Here is an 18,812-nt window from a genome sequence, read left to right as displayed (position 1 = left end):
AGAAAATAATTTCCTGATAAATAAGGATAAATATGTTTCCTGCACGTATTGCTACAAAAATGACATTGGGTGGCGTCCTGCTGTTAGGCGTGACGACCGCAATTGTCTGTCTTGTACTGTTGTTACGTGGCCAGCCACGCATTATTGAAGCCAGCAATAAATTAATTGAGCAAGCCGGTGGAAACCTGGTCAGCAGGCTGGACCAGCAGCTGGCGGGCATTCAGGGAGAGGCAGTCAGCATGGCGCGTCTGGCAGAGGTGCTGCCACACGATGTTTCGCTGTGGCAGAACAGTTTTCCGCAAATGATCGACAGTAATGGTAATCATACTATCGCCGGTGGAGGTATCTGGCCTGAGCCGGATGCGTTTGTTGCAGGCACTGCACTGCGCAGCTTCTTCTGGGCGCGTGAAGAGAGTGGCAAACTCGCTTACTCTGACGGATATAATCAGCCTGCTACCGGCGATTATCACAAGGAAAGCTGGTATACACAGGCACGCAATGCACCACGCGATCGCTGTACCTGGTCCGATGTTTATCAGGATCAGGTTTCAGGCGTCAAAATGGTGACCTGCAGCGTACCCTACTATGCCGGTGACCGTTTCGCGGGTGTCGCTACACTGGATGTGATGCTGGATAACCTGGCACAGTTTGTGAAAACTCAGGGTAATGTGACGGGGGGTTATGCCCTTGCGGCAGACAAGACCGGTACGCTGCTCTACTACCCTGGCGTGGATACCAAAGTGCTGAATACCTTATCCACTGTTGCTCAGAAAGAGAGCTGGCTGCAGCCCGTTGTGTCAAAACTAAAAAGCCTCGGGCCTGATGCAACCCTGACCACAGTCGATCGTATTAATGATGCACACCTGAATCAATCCGCACAGGTTACCCTGTTCCGCATGCCGGGAACTGGCTGGATCATAGGTCTGGTTACGCCGGAGAAAGTGGTCAGTGGCATGGCCCGCACGATCATGTGGGATATTTTCATATTCCTTGTGCCTGCCATGATTATTCTGCTTATTCTCACCTGGTGGTTTACACAACGTATTGGTCAGCGCCTGCGTCATACCTATGATGCTCTGAACGAGATTGCGACAGGAGATGGCGATCTGACGCGCCGTCTTGAGCGCAATGGGCACGACGAACTTGCCGACATTGCCGGAGCCTTCAACATTTTCGTCGATAAGATTGCGGGGGTAATCACGCGTGTTCAAGGTAGCAGCGAAACGGTAGCGATCAATGCATCTGGGCTGGCTCAGAGCAATCAGTCATTTTCAGACAAGATTGCGGAGCAGGCCGCTGCGCTTGAGCAGAGTGCTGCTGCGATGGAACAACTTAACGCAACAGTACAGCAGAACGCTGAAAACACCCGGCTGGCAGATACGGTCGCGGAAAAAACTTCACAGATTGCGCAGACCAGTTCAGGAACAATGGAGGAAATGGTGCACACTATGGCAGCCATTCAGAACTCCTCACAACGCGTCGCTGAAATCCTGGGACTGATTGACAGCATTGCCTTCCAGACCAATATACTGGCGCTGAATGCGGCAGTGGAAGCGGCGCGCGCCGGTGAGCAGGGAAAAGGATTTGCCGTTGTCGCAGCAGAAGTCCGTGCGCTGGCGCAGCGTAGCGCAAACGCAGCACAGGAAATCAAACTCCTCATTTCCGATTCCGACAGCACGGTCATTGCTGGCAGCAAGCTGGTGAAAGGTGCTGGCGAGCAACTGAAACAACTGGTTAACGACGTACATCGCGTCAGACAGGTTGTTGGGGAGATGCGGGTCGCCGGTGATGAGCAGAGCAAAGGCATTTCTGAAATGACGCTGGCGGTTACACAGATGGAGCGCGGTATTCAGCAAAACCTGTCACTCATTAACCAGACTGCAGAAAACACTCAGGTTCTGCGAGACGAGGCAGCACAGCTCGCACAGGAAATATCCGTATTCAAAGTGGTTAACGTATAGTGCAAATCAGGGTTTGGCTGCGATGAGCCCGTAAACTGATCCAGCATTACTGCCCGGGCCAGCTATCTGGCGCCGGGCGATTCACTAACCTGCAAGCATGGCTGCAGCTGAAAGCAATGTGTTCCGTTTGCACGCAGCGATCTCACACTCCCTCAGAAGGACCTCGCTTCACGTGGCGATACGTATCTACTCGTATGATGTCTCTGTAATTACGGACATTATCCTGCGCGCATAAATTTACCCTTGCAACCCATGTCATAACAGATATGCTATATACGAAACATATACGTTTTATATAGGATTAGCATGGGTATCGTAAAAATCTCGGATTTGATGCATGAGAATCTGCGCATCGCCAGTCAGGCGATGAGCCGCTCCATCAATGCACAAGCTGAACACTGGCTTAAAATCGGCATGCTGGCGGAACTCTATCCCCAGCAGACCCAACACCAGCTGGCGCAGATGCTGATCCGGCTGGAGGTGGAGGGCCGCACCGATATCCGGAACATGCTCCCTGAAGAGATCCTCGCCACACAAGGAGATGTGTCATGAACAGCGTTAAAATTCATACCGCAGCAGAAATCGAGATGGCCCGGGCAGCGGGACAGGCTGCCGCGCAGGTGCTGGCCATGATCACGCCACACGTCCGGCCTGGCATCACCACCGAAGAGCTGGATGATATCTGTCACGACTTTATTGTGAACGAACTGAAGGTGACGCCAGCCAACATCGGCTATCAAGGCTATACCCGCACTACCTGCACCTCGGTCAATCATGTGGTCTGCCACGGTATCCCGGCCGGGAAAAAGCTCAAGGATGGCGATATCGTTAATATCGATGTAGCGGTCATCAAGGATGGCTGGTACGGCGACACCAGCCGCATGTACTTCGTCGGCACGCCATCAGTCCGGGCGAAACGGCTGGTTGAGATCACCTATCAGTCGCTGGTGGCCGGGATCAAAACGGTCCGTCCTGGCGCAACGCTGGGCGATATCGGCGCCGCAATACAGCGTGTGGCAGAAGCGGCCGGTTTCTCCGTGGTGCGTGAATATTGCGGTCACGGGGTGGGTGAGATTTACCACACCGAACCGCAGGTGCTGCACTACGGCACACCGGGCCAGGGAATGCCACTCAAGGCGGGCATGATCTTCACCATCGAACCGATGATCAATGCCGGTAAAGCGGGCACCAGCGTGCTGTCTGATGGCTGGACGGTGGTGACGAAAGATCGTTCACTCTCGGCGCAGTGGGAGCACACGGTCGCCGTGACGGAAAGCGGCTTCGATCTGCTGACGCCCTGGCCGGAAGGCACCGGTGACTACCCGGCAATTTAATCTAGTGGCCTGAGAGTGTCTCAGGCTCTGGACTTTTTCAGTCGCGAACTTCACTAAGTGTGTTGAGGGAGGAAGCCCGCCAGACATGCACATCATTGCGTCCGGCGCGCTTCACCTGATAAAGCGCCTCATCAGCGCGTCGCAGCCATTCATGAATCGAAGCCGCTTCGCGCGCTGAAGCAATCCCGATACTCACCGAACTCTGAAAAGTGGGCGAAGCAGGCAACCGCAGCAAGGTAATGCCTTCCTGGATCTTTTTAGCCAGTCGCAGGATGCTGGGTTCATCGGCCTCACGCACAATGACGCACAGCTCATCCCCGCCAAATCGGGCGGGTATATCTTTCAGACCCACGCTGTTTCGTAACAGTGCCGAAATCTCTGTCAGCAGAAAGTCGCCCGCCTCATGGCCAAACGTGTCATTAACCTGTTTGAAGTGATCGACATCCAGCAGCATGAGCCAGGCGTTGCCCTCGCCTCGCTGAGTGCGCAGAAATTCGCTTTCCAGTCGCTGCTCAAACAGACGACGGTTCGGGATTTTCAGGCCGGGGTCCATCAGCGCGATGCGCTCCAGCTCGCGATTCTTTTTACGCAGGCTCAGCGTCAGATTGTGCGAAACCACACTGAGCGCCAGCAGATAAACACTGGCCAGTGGCAGAGTCAGCCAGGCGGTACGGGTAGAGAAGTTCAGCATGATCGGTGCACCCGCGACTGACCATACCAGCACAAAAGTGAGCAAAAAGGCCTGCAGCGCAGATTTCAGCTGTACCCAGCCGCCCGCGGAATAGCGGTCAGAAATCAGTACGGCCATGATAACCAGTGAGGGGAAAGGACTCAGCGCCATCATCCCCACCCAGACGCCGCCAAAAGCCGCATCCAGCGTCAGACTCTTGCGTTCAAATCCTGTGGGGTCGCGCGATCGTAAGGCGAGCCTGTAGGCGGCATAGGGCCAGACAAACGCGTTGACGAACAGCAGCAGGCAGAGTTCCGCGCATCTCCCCCGCTCCATCAGCACTGACAGGATCGGCAAAAAGCAGAGCAGCGTACCGAGCTGACGCATCATAAACATACGGCGCACGAATCGGCTGGCGCGCCGCTTCAGTTGAGCATCGTCAGGTGTGTAATAGTTCATATGCAGACTGAAGCAGCGAAAGGTTACGTCAGTTTATCCAAACTGGTGAATAAAAGTAATATGTTTGCAGAATATTCTTATTGCCGGATTAAGAATGATCGACTACGCATTAAAAGCCGATATTGTTCGGCTGACAGATGACTGCTGTCGCCTGTCAGCGCGATGGGGAAGTTTTTATCTTCGGCCCTTAGCAACCGAGGCGGACCAGCTGAAGTCGCTGACTTCACTGGCTGTCAGTGAGGAGGGTTTCTTTTTGCGGAGGGGTTTTTTCGCCTTCAGCGCCTGCGCTTTCTCTTTTTCCTGCTTTGCCGTCATAACGATCCGACGCGCTTCACTGCTGAATTCTTTTTCTTTTTTACTATCCGGCTCTTTACCGGTGCGCTGACGATACTTTTCCATCAGCCCTTTAACGGTCTGTTCGACGGCCAGTCGTTCATCAGCGTTGAACTGATCAATGGAAATCATCTTCTTGTCGTTCATAGCACTCTGTCTCGTGGCGAAGGGTGAGATGAGTGTACCGCATTTACGGTTTATTAAGTCAGAAACCGCCTCTGTCCCGCATCTTCTTCACTTTGCAGCGCATTCGTCCCGCTTCATCGTATGGCCATGCGAAAAACAGGGTTGTCTCTTAATATAAAACTAATGTTTATCAGGTTAACTGGCAGTGACCACGTACTGCCGGGAGGCTAACGGAATGACTAAAGAGACCGATCGCCTGTCACAGGCCCTGTTACGGCGGCATGGCATTGGCGTCAGACAGAAACGCATCCACTTTCGGGGACGCGATCTGCTGTTTCAGCTGCGCAATGCCCGTTATGATGTTTTCAACGGTGACCGCTGCATTGCGACCGTGGAAACCAATAACATTCATGACGCCATAAAGCAGTTTAAGGCGCTCGACACACCTGTGGAGAAATAGTCATGCCCGATTACTGCGTGCTTCAGAAAAGCCGTGAAATCCTGGCCGTTAATCTCACCCATAAGGACAAGCGGGGGAAGGTATATTTCCCATTAATGCGGGATTAAAAGGCAAAGTGACTGTTAATTCATGTCGTGCCGATTAGAATAAAGGAAATTTCTCCGCACACAGGTTTCTGATGAAAATCACTATTCAGAAAGAAGATGCGCTGTTTATGCATAACTTCTTTGCTGCGCCCTGCGACACGCTCGACACAGATTCACCTCAGGCACGACAGATTCAGCAATCGCTTCAGCTGGCTATCCAGCAAAAAGAGGCAGAGGTCGACGGTGACTGGAAACGCACTCTGACGTTTATGCTGCTGTTCCTGTTTTTATATGCTGCGCTCGGTGCCTCGCTGACGCTGGATCTCAGCACCACCACCGGCCATAAGAGCATCGAATACGCGCTGGAGGCGATTCCGGTGCTGATCGCCTTCTCCGGTTTTTTTGTCTCTATTCTCTATCTGTTCCTGACACGCGCCAGCGCGCGTAAACAGCGCAACTGGGAAAATGCCATCCTGGTGCTGGAAAAATATTCCATCGGCAATCTGTTTAAAGCTACCCATACCCAGGGGGGCGGCACCAGTAACTACTCCGTGCCCAATCTCTACATTTCTCTCGCGCTGTTTATCTGCCTGACCTGGCTGGTCACCTATAACTATCTGACCTTCACCACCAGCGGCGTCTTCGGTAGTGTGATTTCGCTGTTCATCAGCACCATGGTCTATGTGATTCTGGATATACAGCTGCTCAAACCTTTCACTCATGCTGCAGAGAAAGAGGAAGCGGCGAAGGATAAAGCGGATGACGCGCAGGCGTAACTAAAACGCCAGAATTGAGAGAATACCCGGCCCGCAAGCCGGGTATTTTTTTGCTGCAACAGGCCCGGTCTGGCTGCTCAGCCCTTTCGCACCCGGCTATCTGAAACCTGATTCAGAAACGTAAAGGTATGTTGTAACTATCATCGCTCATTCAGCAACGCGGGCATCGTAAAGGGCACGCCTTCACAGCGTGCCCCCTGGCGTTACCAGCGCGTTTTCTGCATATCAATCACAAAACGATATTTCACATCGCTGGTCAGCATACGTTCAAAGGCCGTTTCGACCTCTTCACCGGTTATCATCTCAACATCCGCCGTGATGTTGTGCTGCCCACAGAAGTCGAGCATCTCCTGCGTCTCCTGAATACTGCCAATTGAGGTGCCCGTAATACTCAGACGGCGGAACACCATCGGTGTCACATTCGGTGACGGATGAGGCTGATCGGGGATACCCACCAGCACCAGCTGACCGTTGGTTTTCAGCGTATTCAGATAGGGATCGAGATCGTGTGGCGCAGCCACGCAGTCCAGAATGATATCCAGCGATGCCTGACAGGCCGCCATCTGGGCCGCGTCACGGGAAACCACCACGTTTTTGGCGCCCAGCCGGCGGGCATCCGCCCCTTTCTCTGGCGAGGTAGTAAACAAGGTGACCTCTGCGCCCAGCGCACTGGCCAGCTTAACCGCCATATGGCCCAGGCCGCCCAGGCCTACAACCCCGACGCGATCCCCCGCTTTAACATTAAAGTGGCGCAGCGGTGACCAGACGGTGACGCCCGCGCAGAGCAGCGGTGCCACCGCGTTCAGCGCCAGGTTATCGGGCACCCGCACGACAAAATGGTGATCGGCAATCACATGCTGGGCATAGCCGCCAAAGGTCGTGTTACCGGTGTACTTATCGGTTCCGTTATAGGTCGGCGTAAAGCCTGCCTCACAATACTGCTCTTCATGCTGCTGGCAGAAATGGCACTTGCGACAGGCGTCAACCATCACGCCGACCCCGGCAATCTCTCCGACCGCAAACTGAGTGACGTTTTCACCCACTGCCACCACCCGGCCGACAATTTCGTGACCCGGCACAAGGGGATAGCGGCTTACGCCCCACTCATTGCGCGCCATATGCAAATCGGAGTGACAGACGCCGCAGTAAAGGATCTCGAGTTTAACATCGTCAGCCTGCAGCTCGCGTAACTCCACCTGACCTGCGCGCAGCGGTTGATCTGCCTGACTGGCGACCAGTGCATTAATCTTCATCTGTTGCCTCTTCTCACCTGATGGTCGTAAAGAAAGCGGCACACTATAGACACATGGGATCGGTTTTGGTAGTAGTTACCTTTTGGTTACCACCCTGCTAAGGAGGCAATGATGCCCGCCTGGGTTGATGGAAAACTGCTGTTTTATGCGGATTCACCGCCGCGCCGCCTGCTGGAACTCTTTTCCGTCAAGTGGAGCACGATGGTGCTGCATGCGCTTTATCACTGGCCGGAACACCGTGCGCGCACGGGTGAACTGGAGCGGAGCCTGCAGGGAATTTCAAAGAAGATGCTGATTCAGACGCTGCGCGAGCTGGAGCAGCGCGGGCTGGTTGCACGCCATGTCTGGCAGGTGGTGCCGCCGAAAGTGGAGTACAGCCTGACCGCGCTGGGCATGACATTTGCCGGGCCGATTGAGCAGATGTATCAGTGGGGCCTGGAAAATCAGGCTGCGCTGGATGAAATGGAGGATCACGCGCGCAGCCATCGGGAGGTGTAAGGAGGACCAGGTGGGCCTGTCAGCCCGGCCCGGCCTCACTCAAAGGGAAATTCGCGCGCCAGCACGCGGGAGATCACATTCAGCGCCCCCTCTTCATTGTTGCTTTGCGTCTGATATCGCGCCACGGCGGCGACAGAAGCGGCGGCATTCGCCATTGAGAAACTGAAACAGGCCTGACGCAGCATCTCAATGTCGTTGGCGCTGTCACCGATGGCCAGCACTTCGCAGTCGCTGATGCCCCACTTCTCCTGCAGCAGCGCAATGCCATGCGCCTTGTGGCAGCCAGGAATGATCAGGTCGATAAAGCCAAACCCGCTGGAGACCGGATGCATGATATTTTCCAGCTCGCCGAGTCGGGCATGCAGCCGTTGCAGCAGGGCATCCACCCCTTCATGCTCCAGATTCAGCGAGAATTTAAAAATTGTATCGTGAATGGCATAGAGGTCATCGCGTTTTTCCAGCCGGTGATAGTGATTTGAGAGCTTAGCCATCACCTCGTCAGAAGCCGATGCGTGCATGTAAGCGCCATTACGCCCGCACACCACCACCGCAATATCGGGTTCATGCGCCAGGATATCCAGAATCTTATGCACCTTCTCGCGGGCCAGCTCGCCACAGAAGATCTCTTCGTTGCAGTCTGAAACCCACGCGCCATTCTCTGCGACAAACGCGATCTCATCTTTGATGTCGGGAAAATAGCGCTGTAACTGGTAATACTGGTTTCCGCTGGCGACCACAAAACGGATGCCCTTCTGCTTCAGCAGCGCATACTGCCGTGAAAACCGCTGAACGTTGTACGCTTTGTTGTCGTCCAGGAAGGTGCCATCCATATCCACCGCAATCATCTTAACCGCCATCTCACCTGCCCCTATAGAGTCGCCGTTCTGTCCTTTCGGCTGATTGATTTGATTCATAAAGCTTACTCGCTGTGTGGATTAATGAGAATGCAAATAGTGACGTTGCTAACGGCTTTCGGAGCCTTCCGGTTCCGGAGTTGTGTTATCACGCACGTTTCGGAGCGTTAAAAAGATGTTAATCTCAGCCGTAAATTACGAATGAAGGTTATTTTAATTACATTCGTAACTCAACCCGAATAGTGAGGAGCCTGAGATGCGTGATGAGACCCGATCGACCCCATTGCCGGAAGACGTCAAAGCGGCAATACGCGCAGTGAAACAGCAGTTGCGTCAGCAGATTGGTGATGTTGAAGGCCTGTTCCGGCAGGTGTGTGACAACATCGAAGCGGCGATTGCGGAGGCAAAAGCGGATGAGGAGTGGACGGGCAGCGCCTGGCCAGTGGTGCCGATGCAGGATATCGCTGAGGGACAGGTTTCAGATGAAACCCGGGCGCGGATTAAACGGCGCGGCTGTGTCGTGATTAAGCAGCACTTTCCCCGGGAGCAGGCGCTGGCCTGGGATAAGTCGATGCTCGACTATCTGGAGCTCAACCGGTTTGACGAACAGTATCGCGGGCCGGGCGATGATTTTTTTGGCACGCTGGCCGCCTCGCGTCCTGAAATTTATCCTGTTTACTGGTCGCAGGCGCAAATGCAGGCGCGACAAAGCCCGGCAATGGCGCACGCACAATCTTTCCTGAACAGGTTATGGACCTTCGATTCACAGGGCAAAGAGTGGTTTGACCCGGATGTCAGCATCATCTATCCCGATCGCATTCGCCGTCGCCTGCCTGGCACCACCTCCGGCGGATTAGGGGCTCATACCGATTCCGGCGCGCTGGAACGCTGGCTGCTCCCGGCTTATCAGCAGGTTTTCAGTAAGCTGTTTCACGGTGACTTTGCCGCTTATGACCCCTGGGACGCGGCACACCGCACTGAAGTGGATGAGTATGATCTGCCTGGCACCACCAAATGTTCTGTGTTCCGCACCTTTCAGGGCTGGACTGCCCTCTCTGATATGATCCCCGGTCAGGGCCTGCTGCACGTCGTGCCGGTGCCGCAGGCGATGGCTTATGTGCTGCTGCGTCCACTGCTTTCGGATGTGCCGGAGGATGAGCTCTGCGGCGTCGCCCCAGGCCGGGTCTTGCCGGTTAACGAGCAGTGGCATCCGCACCTGATGGCCGGACTCTGTCCGATACCGGCCTTGGAGGCAGGGGATTCGGTGTGGTGGCACTGTGATGTGATTCACGCCGTGGCGCCGGTCAGGGATCAGCAGGGCTGGAGCAATGTGATGTACATTCCGGCTGCCCCGCTGTGTGAAAAAAACCGCCTCTATGCCCGCCATGTCGCACAGGCGCTGGCGCAGGGCCATTCGCCAGGCGATTTTCCCCCGGAGCATTATGAAGCGGCGTGGGATCAACGTTTCAGGCCGGAAGATCTCAATCTTAACGGACGTCGCTCGCTGGATTTAGCCTGATCTGCCCCCGCGCTGCACCGGCGCGGGGAAAACCCTGATACACTGCCACTCCTGTTTTTCTGCGACATCCCATTATGAATCCGCGACATCATCAGATTATTCAACTGGTTAATAGCCGGGGCAGCGTGACGGTCAGTGAACTGGCACAGCTCACCGGGGTTTCTGAAGTTACCGTGCGTCAGGATCTCACGCTGCTGGAGCGTGACCGTCTGCTGCGGCGGGTTCACGGCTCTGCGCTGGCGCTGGACAGCGATAATGTCGGTACCCGCCTGAACACCCGCTATCCCATCAAGCAGGCGCTGGCGCTTCACGCCGCCCGTCTGGTTGAGCCGGGGGAGTCGGTATTTATTGAAGGCGGCAGCACCAACGCCCTGCTGGCGCGCGCGCTGGCCGACCGTGCCGATCTGACCCTGATTACCGTCAGCCACTACATTGCCCAGCTTCTGCGTGAGGCGGCCTGTGAAGTGATTGTGCTGGGTGGGATGCTGCAGAAAAGCAGTGAGTCGGTCGTCGGCCCGCTGACCCGCTACTCCATTCAGCAGGTTCACTTTCACCGGGCATTTGTCGGCGTGGATGGCTGGCATCCGGAAACCGGCTTTACCGGTCGCAACATGCTGCGCTGTGATGTGGTGGATGCCGTTCTGGCAAAAGGGGCGGAAAGCTACGCCCTGACCGATGCCTCTAAATTTGGCCAGATCCATCCCTATCCGCTCTCATCCGGTTATCAGGTCGGGCATGTGATTACTGATGAAACGCTGAATGCCGTCACGGCAGAGCAGCTTAAGGCGCGCGCAGTTAACGTGATAACGGTCGCCAGGGGTTAAACCGCGCCTGGTCCCTGCGTGACCGAATCGCGCAGCATCAGGCTGGCGGTAAAGGGGGGATGGGCAGACCAGTCACCGCCATCCAGCATGGTCAGCAGGCGATGAATCGTCTCATTGATCATCTCCGTCACCGGCAGTTTCATGCTGGATAATGACGGGGTGATGTAGGGTGCCAGCGGGATATCATCGAAACCGATCACTGAAACCTGATCGGGCACCGCTATCCGGCACGCTGTAAGCCGTTTGATCGCCCCGATCGCCATCTCATCATTACTCGCCACCAGCGCGGAGAAGGATACCCCGCGTGCCAGCAGCGTATCCACGGCCTCCATCCCGCTCTGAGCCGTCCAGCGGCCTGACACAATACGCGCCGGATCGGCGTCGATACCCTGTGCCGCCAGCGCGGCACGATAGCCGGAGAGGCGTTCCACCCCGGTCGGGGAATCGAGCGAGCCGGTAATAAAGGCGATGTCGCGATGCCCCTGATTCAGCAGATGACTCACCGCCGTGACGCTGCCGGCGTGCTGATCGCTGTAGATGCAGTAGCTTTGATTGACACGCAGCCGCCGGTTAATGACCAGGATCGGCTGTTTGTGACGGGAGATAATGGCATCCAGCGCATCAATGGACAGAAAGCGCGGATAGATGATGATGCCGTCGCAGCGCAGATCGAGCAGAAACTGAATTGCCGCCTGCTCCTGCTCCGCCGTATGTTTGCCATCGGCCAGAATCAGCTGGCGGCCCTGCTGCTCCAGTATGCGCGCCGAGTGCGCCATCAGTTCCGTGAAGTAGCTTCCGCTGTAGAGGGTGTTGGTGATCACCAGCCCGATAGTCTGAGAGCTTTTCGTCGCCAGATTGCGCGCCAGCAGGTTAGGCCGGTAGCCGGTTTCGGCAATCGCATCAAGAACTCTCTGACGCTTTTCCTGACCGACATACCCGTTGCCGGAGAGCACGCGTGACACTGTCGCTTTTGAGACGCCCGCCCTGTTCGCCACTTCCTGAATCGTTGCCATGCTGATGCTCCTTTACTGCGTCGTTCTGCAGTCTACCTAAGCCTCTCAATATTGGAAATATTTACCCTCGCGCTCAGCCGGCCTTTGCGCCAATGGCAGGTGACGCCGGTCACAAAACGAAAATCTGGCTGATTTTTAGGCTTGTCCCGGTCATAAAAGCCCTTCATGATTTTGTGAAACCGGTTTCCTATCTGCCTGCATGCATGCAGGCGCAAAAACATAACAACATTGACCGATTTACCCTACAGAGAAGAGCGATCATGCCCAGAAACTATGCCGAGGTGTCACGCGCCATCGTCGATGCGCTAGGCGGCCTTAACAATATCGAAGCCGTAACGCACTGCATGACCCGACTGCGGTTTGTGGTGAAAGATGAAACCCAGGTGGACTATCCCCGGCTGAAAGCGATCGATGGCGTGATGGGCGTGGTTCACAACGACACCCAGTGTCAGGTGATCATTGGCAATAACGTCTCTCAGGCCTTTCAGGCGCTGCAGGCGATGGGATCCCCTGCCGCCGACTCATCCACGCCGGTGAAACGCAAAATCACGCTGAAAAGCATCGGCGCAGGCATTCTGGATGCGCTGGTCGGCACGATGTCACCGCTGATCCCGGCCATTATCGGCGGGTCTATGGTTAAGCTGCTGGCGATGATACTTGATATGGCCGGTGTGTTTGAAAAAGGCTCCTCCACGCTGGTGATCCTCAACGTGATTGGCGACGGGGCCTTTTTCTTCCTGCCGGTGATGGTAGCCGCCTCTGCCGCGCTGAAGTTTAAAACCAATATGTCGCTGGCGATCGCCATTGCTGGCGTGCTGGTGCACCCTAACTTTATCGATCTGATGGCGAAAGCGGCGCAGGGTCAGGCCGTGGAATTTGCCTTCATTCCGGTCACGGCGGTGAAATATACCTACACGGTGATTCCGGCGCTGGTGATGACCTGGATCCTGTCACACATTGAGCGCGGCGTGGACCGCATTACTCCGGCCGTCACCAAAAACTTTCTGAAACCGATGCTGATTGTGCTGATTGCCGCACCCATCGCAATCGTGCTGATTGGTCCGATTGGCATCTGGATCGGCAGCGGCATCTCTGCGCTGGTCTACACCGTCCATGGCTATCTCGGCTGGCTCTCGGTCGCGATTATGGGCGCGATCTGGCCCCTGCTGGTGATGACCGGTATGCACCGGGTGTTTACCCCGACCATCATTCAGACTATTGCTGAAACCGGCAAAGAGGGCATGGTGATGCCCTCCGAGATTGGCGCCAACCTGTCGCTGGGGGGATCGTCTCTGGCGGTAGCCTTCCGCACCAAAAACCGGGAACTGCGTCAGACCGCGCTCGCGGCGGCGGCCTCCGCTATCGTTGCCGGCATTTCAGAACCTGCGCTGTATGGTGTGGCCGTCCGGCTGAAACGCCCGCTGGTCGCCTGTCTGATCAGCGGTTTTATCTGCGGCGCGGTAGCAGGCATTGGCGGGCTGGCCAGCCACTCGATGGCGTCGCCTGGCCTGTTTACCAGCGTGCAGTTTTTTGATCCCACCAACCCGATGAGTATTGTCTGGGTCGGCGCGGTGATGGTGTTGTCTGTGGTGCTGTCGTTTGTGCTGACGCTGCTATTAGGCTTTGAAGATATCCCTGAAACCGACGCCACCACCGCGGCACAACCGGCAGCCGTACCCGAACGCGTTAACGCCATTAACAGCCACTAAAAAAAAGGGTCTTACCGACCCGGAAAAGAGGAATGCATGTCTGAATCAAGGTTTCCGCAAGGGTTTTTATGGGGCGGTGCACTGGCCGCCAACCAGAGCGAAGGCGGTTTTCGCGAAGGCGGAAAAGGGTTAACCACCGTCGATATGATCCCGCATGGCCCGCACCGGATGCCGGTCAAACTCGGTCTTGAAAAACGGTTTGCGCTTCGCGACGACGAGTTCTACCCCAGCCATAATGCGATCGATTTTTATCATCGCTACCGGGAGGACATCGCGCTGATGGCGGAGATGGGTTTCAGCGTGTTCCGCACCTCAATTGCCTGGAGCCGTCTCTATCCCAACGGCGATGAGCTGACACCTTGCCCGGAAGGCATTGCTTTTTACCGTTCAGTGTTTGAAGAGTGCCGGAAACATCAGATCGAACCGCTGGTCACCCTCTGCCATTTCGATGTGCCGATGCATCTGGTGACGGAGTATGGCTCGTGGCGTAACCGCAAAATGATCGACTTTTTTGCCCGCTATGCCCGCAGCTGTTTCGAGGCGTTTGATGGTCTGGTGAAATACTGGCTGACCTTTAACGAGATTAATATCCTGCTCCACAGCCCCTTCTCCGGTGCCGGACTGGTGTTTGAACCCGACGAAAATCCGGAGCAGGTGAAATATCAGGCGGCGCATCATGAACTGGTCGCCAGCGCGCAGGTGACCCGCATTGCGCATGAGGTCAATCCGGCTAACCAGGTTGGCTGCATGCTGGCGGGCGGCAACTTCTACCCCTGGTCGAGTAAACCGGAGGATGTCTGGGCCGCGCTGGAGAAAGATCGTGAAAACCTCTTCTTTATCGATGTGCAGGCACGCGGCGCCTATCCCGCCTACGCGGCCCGGCTGTTTCGGGAGAAAGGCGTAACGCTGAAGATCGAGGAAGGTGACGCGGAGATTCTGAAAAACAGCGTCGATTTTGTTTCGTTCAGCTACTACGCCTCACGCTGCGCCTCGGCGGAGATGAACGAGCAGAACAGCAGCGCCGCCAATGTGGTGAAGTCTCTGACGAATCCCCATGTGCCGCGCAGTGAATGGGGCTGGGGCATCGATCCGCTCGGATTACGGATCACCATGAACATGATGTATGACCGCTATCAGAAGCCGCTTTTCCTGGTCGAAAATGGTCTGGGCGCACGCGATGAACCCGATGCCAGTGGCGAAATCCATGACGACTACCGCATCAGCTATCTGCGTGAACACATCCGCGCGATGGGTGACGCGATTGAAGATGGCGTGCCGGTCATGGGCTACACCAGCTGGGGCTGCATCGATCTGGTGGCGGCCTCAACCGGTGAGATGAGTAAACGCTACGGTTTTGTCTATGTTGACCGCGACGATCTCGGGCGTGGTACGCTGGCCCGCACGCGTAAGAAGTCATTCTGGTGGTATAAGAAGGTCATTGCCAGCAACGGAGCCGATCTTGAGTGACAACGTCACTTATTGAGTGTTGTGTCTGCGGTGATACGCCTGTCAGCGACGCCGCAGGTATGCACTCAACCTGCCGTTGTACTCTGCCGGTAATTATCGTATAACCGATGTTTCCGAGGGGTGTCCTGTTATGGGCTGAGATGGCGTAAGCCGAACCCTTTGAACCTGATCTGGGTCATGCCAGCGAAGGGACGGGTCGGCAGATATTTCTGCGTCATCTCCTGCATCACTCCCTGTTCCAGCCCGTATGCCCGGATCTCCATTGTGACAGGAGATCTGATGACACATCCGCTTTTCGAAACCGGCTTTTACGGTCGTCTGCGTCAGCAGGCTGGCCCTCACTGGCACGCCTATGTGGCACATAACTTTGTACAACAGCTCGGTCAGGGTACGCTGCCCCCCGCCGCGTTTCGCCATTATCTCACCCAGGATTATCTGTTTCTGCTGCACTTCGCCCGCGCCTGGGGCCTGCTGATAAGCAAGCTCTCCGCGCCGGATGCCCTGCGCAGCGCGACGGCGTCGCTCAACGCCATCGTCAGCGAACTGCCGCTGCATCTGGACTACTGCCAGCAGTGGGGCATCAGCGAAGCGGCAATGGCGAGCGAACCGGAGGCGATGGAAACGCTCAACTACACCCGCTATGTGCTGGATGTGGGTCACAGCGGCGATGCGCTGGAGTTGCTGACCGCGCTGATGCCCTGTGTCGCCGGATACGCTGAAACGGGTCTGACCCTGCTACAGGATCCTGCAACCCGCTTCAGCGGTAATCCTTATGCGGCGTGGATAGAAAACTACGGCGATGAGTCCTATCTGAACGGCGTCCGCAACGCCCTTTCGCTGTTTGAAACTCTGGCGGGCGAGCGTGCGGCTGAGCAGCGTTTTGCCTCACTGGCGCAGATTTTTACTACCGCCACACGGCTGGAATCCGCGTTCTGGCAGATGGGACTGAATCATGCGGCCAGTCTGCAGGTCCGCCCATGATTGCGTCAGCCTGTTCGGCGCCGCCTGGTATCGCAATCCGTCAGCTGTCACTCAGGTTGGGTCAGCAGCAGCTCTTCAGCCAGCTCACTCTGGAGATCGCGGGTGGCCAGTTTACAGTGTTGCTGGGGGCGAGCGGCGTGGGTAAAAGCAGTCTGATGCGGGTGATTGCCGGTCTGTTACCGCCTTGCTCCGGCCAGGTCAGCGGCAGTGATGGCCTGCCGCTGACCGGACGCATCGCCTGGATGGGACAACAGGACTTGCTCTATCCGTGGCTGACAGTGGAGCAGAACGTTTGTCTGGCCAGCCGCCTGAACGGGGAGAAGCCGGATCGTGAGCGGGCACAGCACCTGCTGGCGCGTGTCGGTCTGAGTCGTTATGCCACCGCACGGCCCGCGACGCTCTCCGGCGGGATGCGTCAGCGCGCCGCACTGGCTCGCACCCTCTATACCCGCCAGCCCGTGGTGCTGATGGATGAACCCTTCTCTGCGCTGGATGCCCTGACCCGCAGTCAGATTCAGACGCTGGCCGCGGAAGTGCTGGCCGGGCACACCGTGTTGCTGATAACGCATGATGCCGCAGAAGCCTGTCGATTGAGTCATCATCTGCTGGTAATCGGCCCGACGGGTATCGAAGCCTCTCCCTCCCTCCAGGGGCAGCCTCCACGGGCGGCAGAGGATGTCAGCGTCATCCGGAGTCAGGCTGCCCTGCTGAATCAGCTGAGCAGGTTAGCCGGATGACGTCAGTACAACGATCTGGCGGACTACGCCGGGGTGTGACGCTTTTTACAGGCCTCATCGGATTGTGGTGGCTCATTTCCCTTTCCGTCCCCGCTTTTTTGCTGCCCTCACCCGCGGCGGTCGCCACCGCGCTCTGGCAGAACGCCCGCTATCTCAGCCAGCACAGCCTCATCACTCTGACGGAGATCCTCAGCGGCATGGCACTGGGCGTGCTGCTGGGCGCCCTGCTGGCGCTGGGGATGTCCTTTTCGCCGCGGTTGCAGCGCTGGATGATGCCGCTGGTGATCACCAGCCAGGCGATCCCGGTGTTTGCGCTGGCGCCCCTGCTGGTGCTCTGGTTCGGCTTCGGGATGAGCGCCAAAGTCGCAATGGCGGTGCTGGTGATCTTTTTCCCGGTGACCTCCGCCTTTTTTGATGGCCTGCGTCGCGTCCCGCCCGGCTATCTCGATCTGGCCCGCACGCTGGGCGCCTCACGCGCGGCTCAGCTGCGTCATGTCAGGCTGCTGGCGGCACTGCCCGCGCTGGGGTCCGGTTTACGGATGGCGGCCGCGGTGGCCCCGATTGGCGCCATTATCGGAGAGTGGGTCGGTTCAGCGGAAGGACTGGGCTACGTCATGCTGAATGCCAATGCCCGGATGCAGAGTGATCTCTGCTTTGCCGCCCTGTTCATTCTGGTGGTGATGACGCTGCTGCTGTGGCTGTTCATCGATTTCCTGCTCCGTCGCCTGATTAGCTGGGCCCCCGAAACGGATTAATGACCTTAACTGACGAGAAAAAAGTATGACGAAAATACCGCTCTTTACCCTGCTGCTGGGTGCCGCCTTCGCCACTCCCCTTCAGGCAATGGAAAAACTGACGCTGGTGCTCGACTGGTATATCAATCCCGATCACGCGCCGATCATGGTGGCACAACAGACCGGCGCCTTTGCCGCAGAGGGGCTGGAGGTCAACATTATTCCCCCTTCCGATCCGGCGCTGCCGCCGCGCCTGGTGGCCGCAAAGCAGGCAGACTTAGCCATCACTTACCAGCCTCAGCTGCATTTCTTCGCCGACCAGGGCCTGCCCCTGATGCGGGTCGGCACCCTGATCAATACGCCGCTGAATACGCTGATCACACTCGACAGATCGATGAAGAGTCCGGGGACGTTAAAAGGCAAACGCATCGGCTATTCCGTCAGCGGTATTGAGCAGGCGACGCTGGCGACCATGCTGAGCCATGAAGGAGTAAAGGCCGATCAGGTGACGCTGATTAACGTCAACTTTCAGCTCACCAGCGCCCTGCTGACCGGAAAAGTGGATGCGGTGATCGGTGGCTATCGCAACATCGAAGCGCTGGAGATGAAAGATCAGGGGAAAGATCCAATGGTGTTTAACGTTGAGGATTATGGCGTTCCGGCTTATGACGAGCTGATCATCGTTGCCCATCGGGATGAGGCGCATTCAGAAAAGATCAGAAAATTTCTGCGGGCACTGAAGAAGGGAAATGCGACGTTACAGGCCCAGCCTGAAGCGAGCTGGCAACAGTTTGCCCTCGCCCATCCGGAACTGAATACGTCGTTGAATCACCAGTCATGGATGGCGACGCTGCCGCTGTTCGCCGCCGATCCGGCAAAACTGGATCGCGCACGCTATCAGGCTTATGAACAATTTCTCTTCGATAACCAGCTGATTAAACGCATGACCCCGGTTGATCGCTACGCCACTGACAGCGAATAAGAGACCGGCCCGCAGCGTGCGCCGCGGGCCGATTTC

The 18,812-nt window shown here is 56.5% G+C and carries 19 protein-coding genes and 1 riboswitch; of the genes, 14 read left to right on the top strand and 5 right to left on the bottom strand.

Annotated elements, in window-relative coordinates; all coding sequences use genetic code 11:
- Positions 1–32: 32 nt before the first annotated feature.
- From S7A_RS18550 to map, 3 genes are all read left to right on the top strand, one after another.
- On the top strand, positions 33–1,961 hold the full coding sequence (locus tag S7A_RS18550) for a methyl-accepting chemotaxis protein (RefSeq protein ID WP_009092857.1): 1,929 nt from the start codon (positions 33–35) through the stop codon (positions 1,959–1,961).
- Positions 1,962–2,267: 306 nt separating this feature from the next.
- Positions 2,268–2,513, top strand: coding sequence for a ParD-like family protein (locus S7A_RS18545; RefSeq protein ID WP_009092856.1), 246 nt, complete (start codon positions 2,268–2,270; stop codon positions 2,511–2,513).
- The gene (gene map / locus S7A_RS18540; protein WP_009092855.1) at positions 2,510–3,295 is read left to right on the top strand and encodes a type I methionyl aminopeptidase; all 786 of its coding nucleotides are present in this window, start codon (positions 2,510–2,512) and stop codon (positions 3,293–3,295) included. Before S7A_RS18545 ends, map begins: the two co-directional genes overlap by 4 nt.
- A gap of 37 nt (positions 3,296–3,332) precedes the next feature.
- On the opposite strand, the gene S7A_RS18535 is transcribed toward map, so the two are convergent.
- Together S7A_RS18535 and S7A_RS18530 are read right to left on the bottom strand one after the other, a co-directional pair.
- Entirely contained in the window at positions 3,333–4,424 is a 1,092-nt protein-coding gene (locus S7A_RS18535; protein WP_009092854.1) for a diguanylate cyclase, read from the bottom strand.
- 174 nt (positions 4,425–4,598) lie between these two features.
- Positions 4,599–4,904, bottom strand: a complete 306-nt coding sequence (locus S7A_RS18530; RefSeq protein ID WP_009092853.1) for a hypothetical protein — start codon at positions 4,902–4,904, stop codon at positions 4,599–4,601.
- Positions 4,905–5,118: 214 nt separating this feature from the next.
- On the opposite strand from S7A_RS18530, the gene S7A_RS18525 reads away from it, so the two are divergent.
- Positions 5,119–5,343, top strand: coding sequence for a hypothetical protein (locus S7A_RS18525; protein WP_009092851.1), 225 nt, complete (start codon positions 5,119–5,121; stop codon positions 5,341–5,343).
- A gap of 178 nt (positions 5,344–5,521) precedes the next feature.
- On the top strand, positions 5,522–6,205 hold the full coding sequence (locus S7A_RS18520) for a hypothetical protein (protein WP_009092850.1): 684 nt from the start codon (positions 5,522–5,524) through the stop codon (positions 6,203–6,205).
- A gap of 203 nt (positions 6,206–6,408) precedes the next feature.
- Here the strand turns inward: S7A_RS18520 and S7A_RS18515 are convergent, their stop codons facing one another.
- On the bottom strand, positions 6,409–7,458 hold the full coding sequence (locus S7A_RS18515) for an NAD(P)-dependent alcohol dehydrogenase (RefSeq protein WP_009092849.1): 1,050 nt from the start codon (positions 7,456–7,458) through the stop codon (positions 6,409–6,411).
- Positions 7,459–7,569: 111 nt separating this feature from the next.
- On the opposite strand from S7A_RS18515, the gene S7A_RS18510 reads away from it, so the two are divergent.
- Entirely contained in the window at positions 7,570–7,956 is a 387-nt protein-coding gene (locus S7A_RS18510) for a helix-turn-helix domain-containing protein (protein ID WP_009092848.1), read from the top strand.
- A 35-nt stretch (positions 7,957–7,991) separates the two neighbouring features.
- Here the strand turns inward: S7A_RS18510 and S7A_RS18505 are convergent, their stop codons facing one another.
- The gene (locus tag S7A_RS18505; protein ID WP_141629848.1) at positions 7,992–8,813 is read right to left on the bottom strand and encodes a Cof-type HAD-IIB family hydrolase; all 822 of its coding nucleotides are present in this window, start codon (positions 8,811–8,813) and stop codon (positions 7,992–7,994) included.
- A 253-nt stretch (positions 8,814–9,066) separates the two neighbouring features.
- On the opposite strand from S7A_RS18505, the gene S7A_RS18500 reads away from it, so the two are divergent.
- Both S7A_RS18500 and S7A_RS18495 read left to right on the top strand, forming a co-directional pair.
- Positions 9,067–10,329 (top strand): DUF1479 domain-containing protein, encoded by a 1,263-nt coding sequence (locus tag S7A_RS18500; RefSeq protein WP_009092846.1) that lies wholly within the window; start codon positions 9,067–9,069, stop codon positions 10,327–10,329.
- 74 nt (positions 10,330–10,403) lie between these two features.
- Entirely contained in the window at positions 10,404–11,153 is a 750-nt protein-coding gene (locus S7A_RS18495) for a DNA-binding transcriptional regulator YciT (RefSeq protein WP_009092845.1), read from the top strand.
- Here S7A_RS18495 and S7A_RS18490 read toward each other — a convergent pair.
- The gene (locus tag S7A_RS18490; RefSeq protein ID WP_009092844.1) at positions 11,150–12,166 is read right to left on the bottom strand and encodes a LacI family DNA-binding transcriptional regulator; all 1,017 of its coding nucleotides are present in this window, start codon (positions 12,164–12,166) and stop codon (positions 11,150–11,152) included. The genes S7A_RS18495 and S7A_RS18490 overlap by 4 nt on opposite strands.
- Before the next feature lie 260 nt (positions 12,167–12,426).
- Here S7A_RS18490 and ascF point away from each other — a divergent pair, with 260 nt between their 5' ends.
- The 6 genes from ascF (at position 12,427) to S7A_RS18460 (ending at position 18,776) form a co-directional block, all read left to right on the top strand.
- Entirely contained in the window at positions 12,427–13,875 is a 1,449-nt protein-coding gene (gene ascF / locus S7A_RS18485; RefSeq protein WP_009092843.1) for a PTS cellobiose/arbutin/salicin transporter subunit IIBC, read from the top strand.
- Positions 13,876–13,911: 36 nt separating this feature from the next.
- On the top strand, positions 13,912–15,342 hold the full coding sequence (locus S7A_RS18480) for a 6-phospho-beta-glucosidase (protein WP_009092841.1): 1,431 nt from the start codon (positions 13,912–13,914) through the stop codon (positions 15,340–15,342).
- Between the two features lie 106 nt (positions 15,343–15,448).
- A riboswitch (TPP riboswitch) is annotated at positions 15,449–15,551 on the top strand.
- A gap of 70 nt (positions 15,552–15,621) precedes the next feature.
- Positions 15,622–16,323 (top strand): thiaminase II, encoded by a 702-nt coding sequence (tenA, locus tag S7A_RS18475; protein WP_009092840.1) that lies wholly within the window; start codon positions 15,622–15,624, stop codon positions 16,321–16,323.
- Positions 16,320–17,060: an ABC transporter ATP-binding protein gene (locus S7A_RS18470; protein ID WP_009092839.1), complete on the top strand. Its 741-nt coding sequence runs from the start codon at positions 16,320–16,322 to the stop codon at positions 17,058–17,060. The genes tenA and S7A_RS18470 overlap by 4 nt, the downstream gene beginning before the upstream one ends.
- Complete coding sequence (locus tag S7A_RS18465) at positions 17,057–17,815, top strand: ABC transporter permease (protein ID WP_033736743.1); 759 nt, start codon at positions 17,057–17,059, stop codon at positions 17,813–17,815. The genes S7A_RS18470 and S7A_RS18465 overlap by 4 nt, the downstream gene beginning before the upstream one ends.
- A 25-nt stretch (positions 17,816–17,840) precedes the next feature.
- Positions 17,841–18,776 carry an ABC transporter substrate-binding protein gene (locus S7A_RS18460; RefSeq protein WP_009092837.1) on the top strand — a complete coding sequence of 312 codons (936 nt, stop codon included), beginning with the start codon at positions 17,841–17,843 and terminating at the stop codon, positions 18,774–18,776.
- The last annotated feature ends 36 nt before the right edge of the window (positions 18,777–18,812 follow it).

It is taken from the genome of Pantoea sp. Sc1 (genome assembly GCF_000255315.1).
Lineage (GTDB): Bacteria > Pseudomonadota > Gammaproteobacteria > Enterobacterales > Enterobacteriaceae > Pantoea > Pantoea anthophila.
This window is presented reverse-complemented; position numbering and strand designations above follow the sequence as displayed.

Excerpts from the sequence above, each read along its gene's own strand:
- S7A_RS18550 (WP_009092857.1), top strand. The coding sequence starts at position 33 with ATGTTTCCTGCACGTATTGCTACAAAAATGACATTGGGTGGCGTCCTG.
- S7A_RS18545 (WP_009092856.1), top strand. The coding sequence starts at position 2,268 with ATGGGTATCGTAAAAATCTCGGATTTGATGCATGAGAATCTGCGCATC.
- map (WP_009092855.1), top strand. The coding sequence starts at position 2,510 with ATGAACAGCGTTAAAATTCATACCGCAGCAGAAATCGAGATGGCCCGG.
- S7A_RS18535 (WP_009092854.1), bottom strand. The coding sequence starts at position 4,424 with ATGAACTATTACACACCTGACGATGCTCAACTGAAGCGGCGCGCCAGC.
- S7A_RS18530 (WP_009092853.1), bottom strand. The coding sequence starts at position 4,904 with ATGAACGACAAGAAGATGATTTCCATTGATCAGTTCAACGCTGATGAA.
- S7A_RS18525 (WP_009092851.1), top strand. The coding sequence starts at position 5,119 with ATGACTAAAGAGACCGATCGCCTGTCACAGGCCCTGTTACGGCGGCAT.
- S7A_RS18520 (WP_009092850.1), top strand. The coding sequence starts at position 5,522 with ATGAAAATCACTATTCAGAAAGAAGATGCGCTGTTTATGCATAACTTC.
- S7A_RS18515 (WP_009092849.1), bottom strand. The coding sequence starts at position 7,458 with ATGAAGATTAATGCACTGGTCGCCAGTCAGGCAGATCAACCGCTGCGC.
- S7A_RS18510 (WP_009092848.1), top strand. The coding sequence starts at position 7,570 with ATGCCCGCCTGGGTTGATGGAAAACTGCTGTTTTATGCGGATTCACCG.
- S7A_RS18505 (WP_141629848.1), bottom strand. The coding sequence starts at position 8,813 with ATGGCGGTTAAGATGATTGCGGTGGATATGGATGGCACCTTCCTGGAC.
- S7A_RS18500 (WP_009092846.1), top strand. The coding sequence starts at position 9,067 with ATGCGTGATGAGACCCGATCGACCCCATTGCCGGAAGACGTCAAAGCG.
- S7A_RS18495 (WP_009092845.1), top strand. The coding sequence starts at position 10,404 with ATGAATCCGCGACATCATCAGATTATTCAACTGGTTAATAGCCGGGGC.
- S7A_RS18490 (WP_009092844.1), bottom strand. The coding sequence starts at position 12,166 with ATGGCAACGATTCAGGAAGTGGCGAACAGGGCGGGCGTCTCAAAAGCG.
- ascF (WP_009092843.1), top strand. The coding sequence starts at position 12,427 with ATGCCCAGAAACTATGCCGAGGTGTCACGCGCCATCGTCGATGCGCTA.
- S7A_RS18480 (WP_009092841.1), top strand. The coding sequence starts at position 13,912 with ATGTCTGAATCAAGGTTTCCGCAAGGGTTTTTATGGGGCGGTGCACTG.
- tenA (WP_009092840.1), top strand. The coding sequence starts at position 15,622 with ATGACACATCCGCTTTTCGAAACCGGCTTTTACGGTCGTCTGCGTCAG.
- S7A_RS18470 (WP_009092839.1), top strand. The coding sequence starts at position 16,320 with ATGATTGCGTCAGCCTGTTCGGCGCCGCCTGGTATCGCAATCCGTCAG.
- S7A_RS18465 (WP_033736743.1), top strand. The coding sequence starts at position 17,057 with ATGACGTCAGTACAACGATCTGGCGGACTACGCCGGGGTGTGACGCTT.
- S7A_RS18460 (WP_009092837.1), top strand. The coding sequence starts at position 17,841 with ATGACGAAAATACCGCTCTTTACCCTGCTGCTGGGTGCCGCCTTCGCC.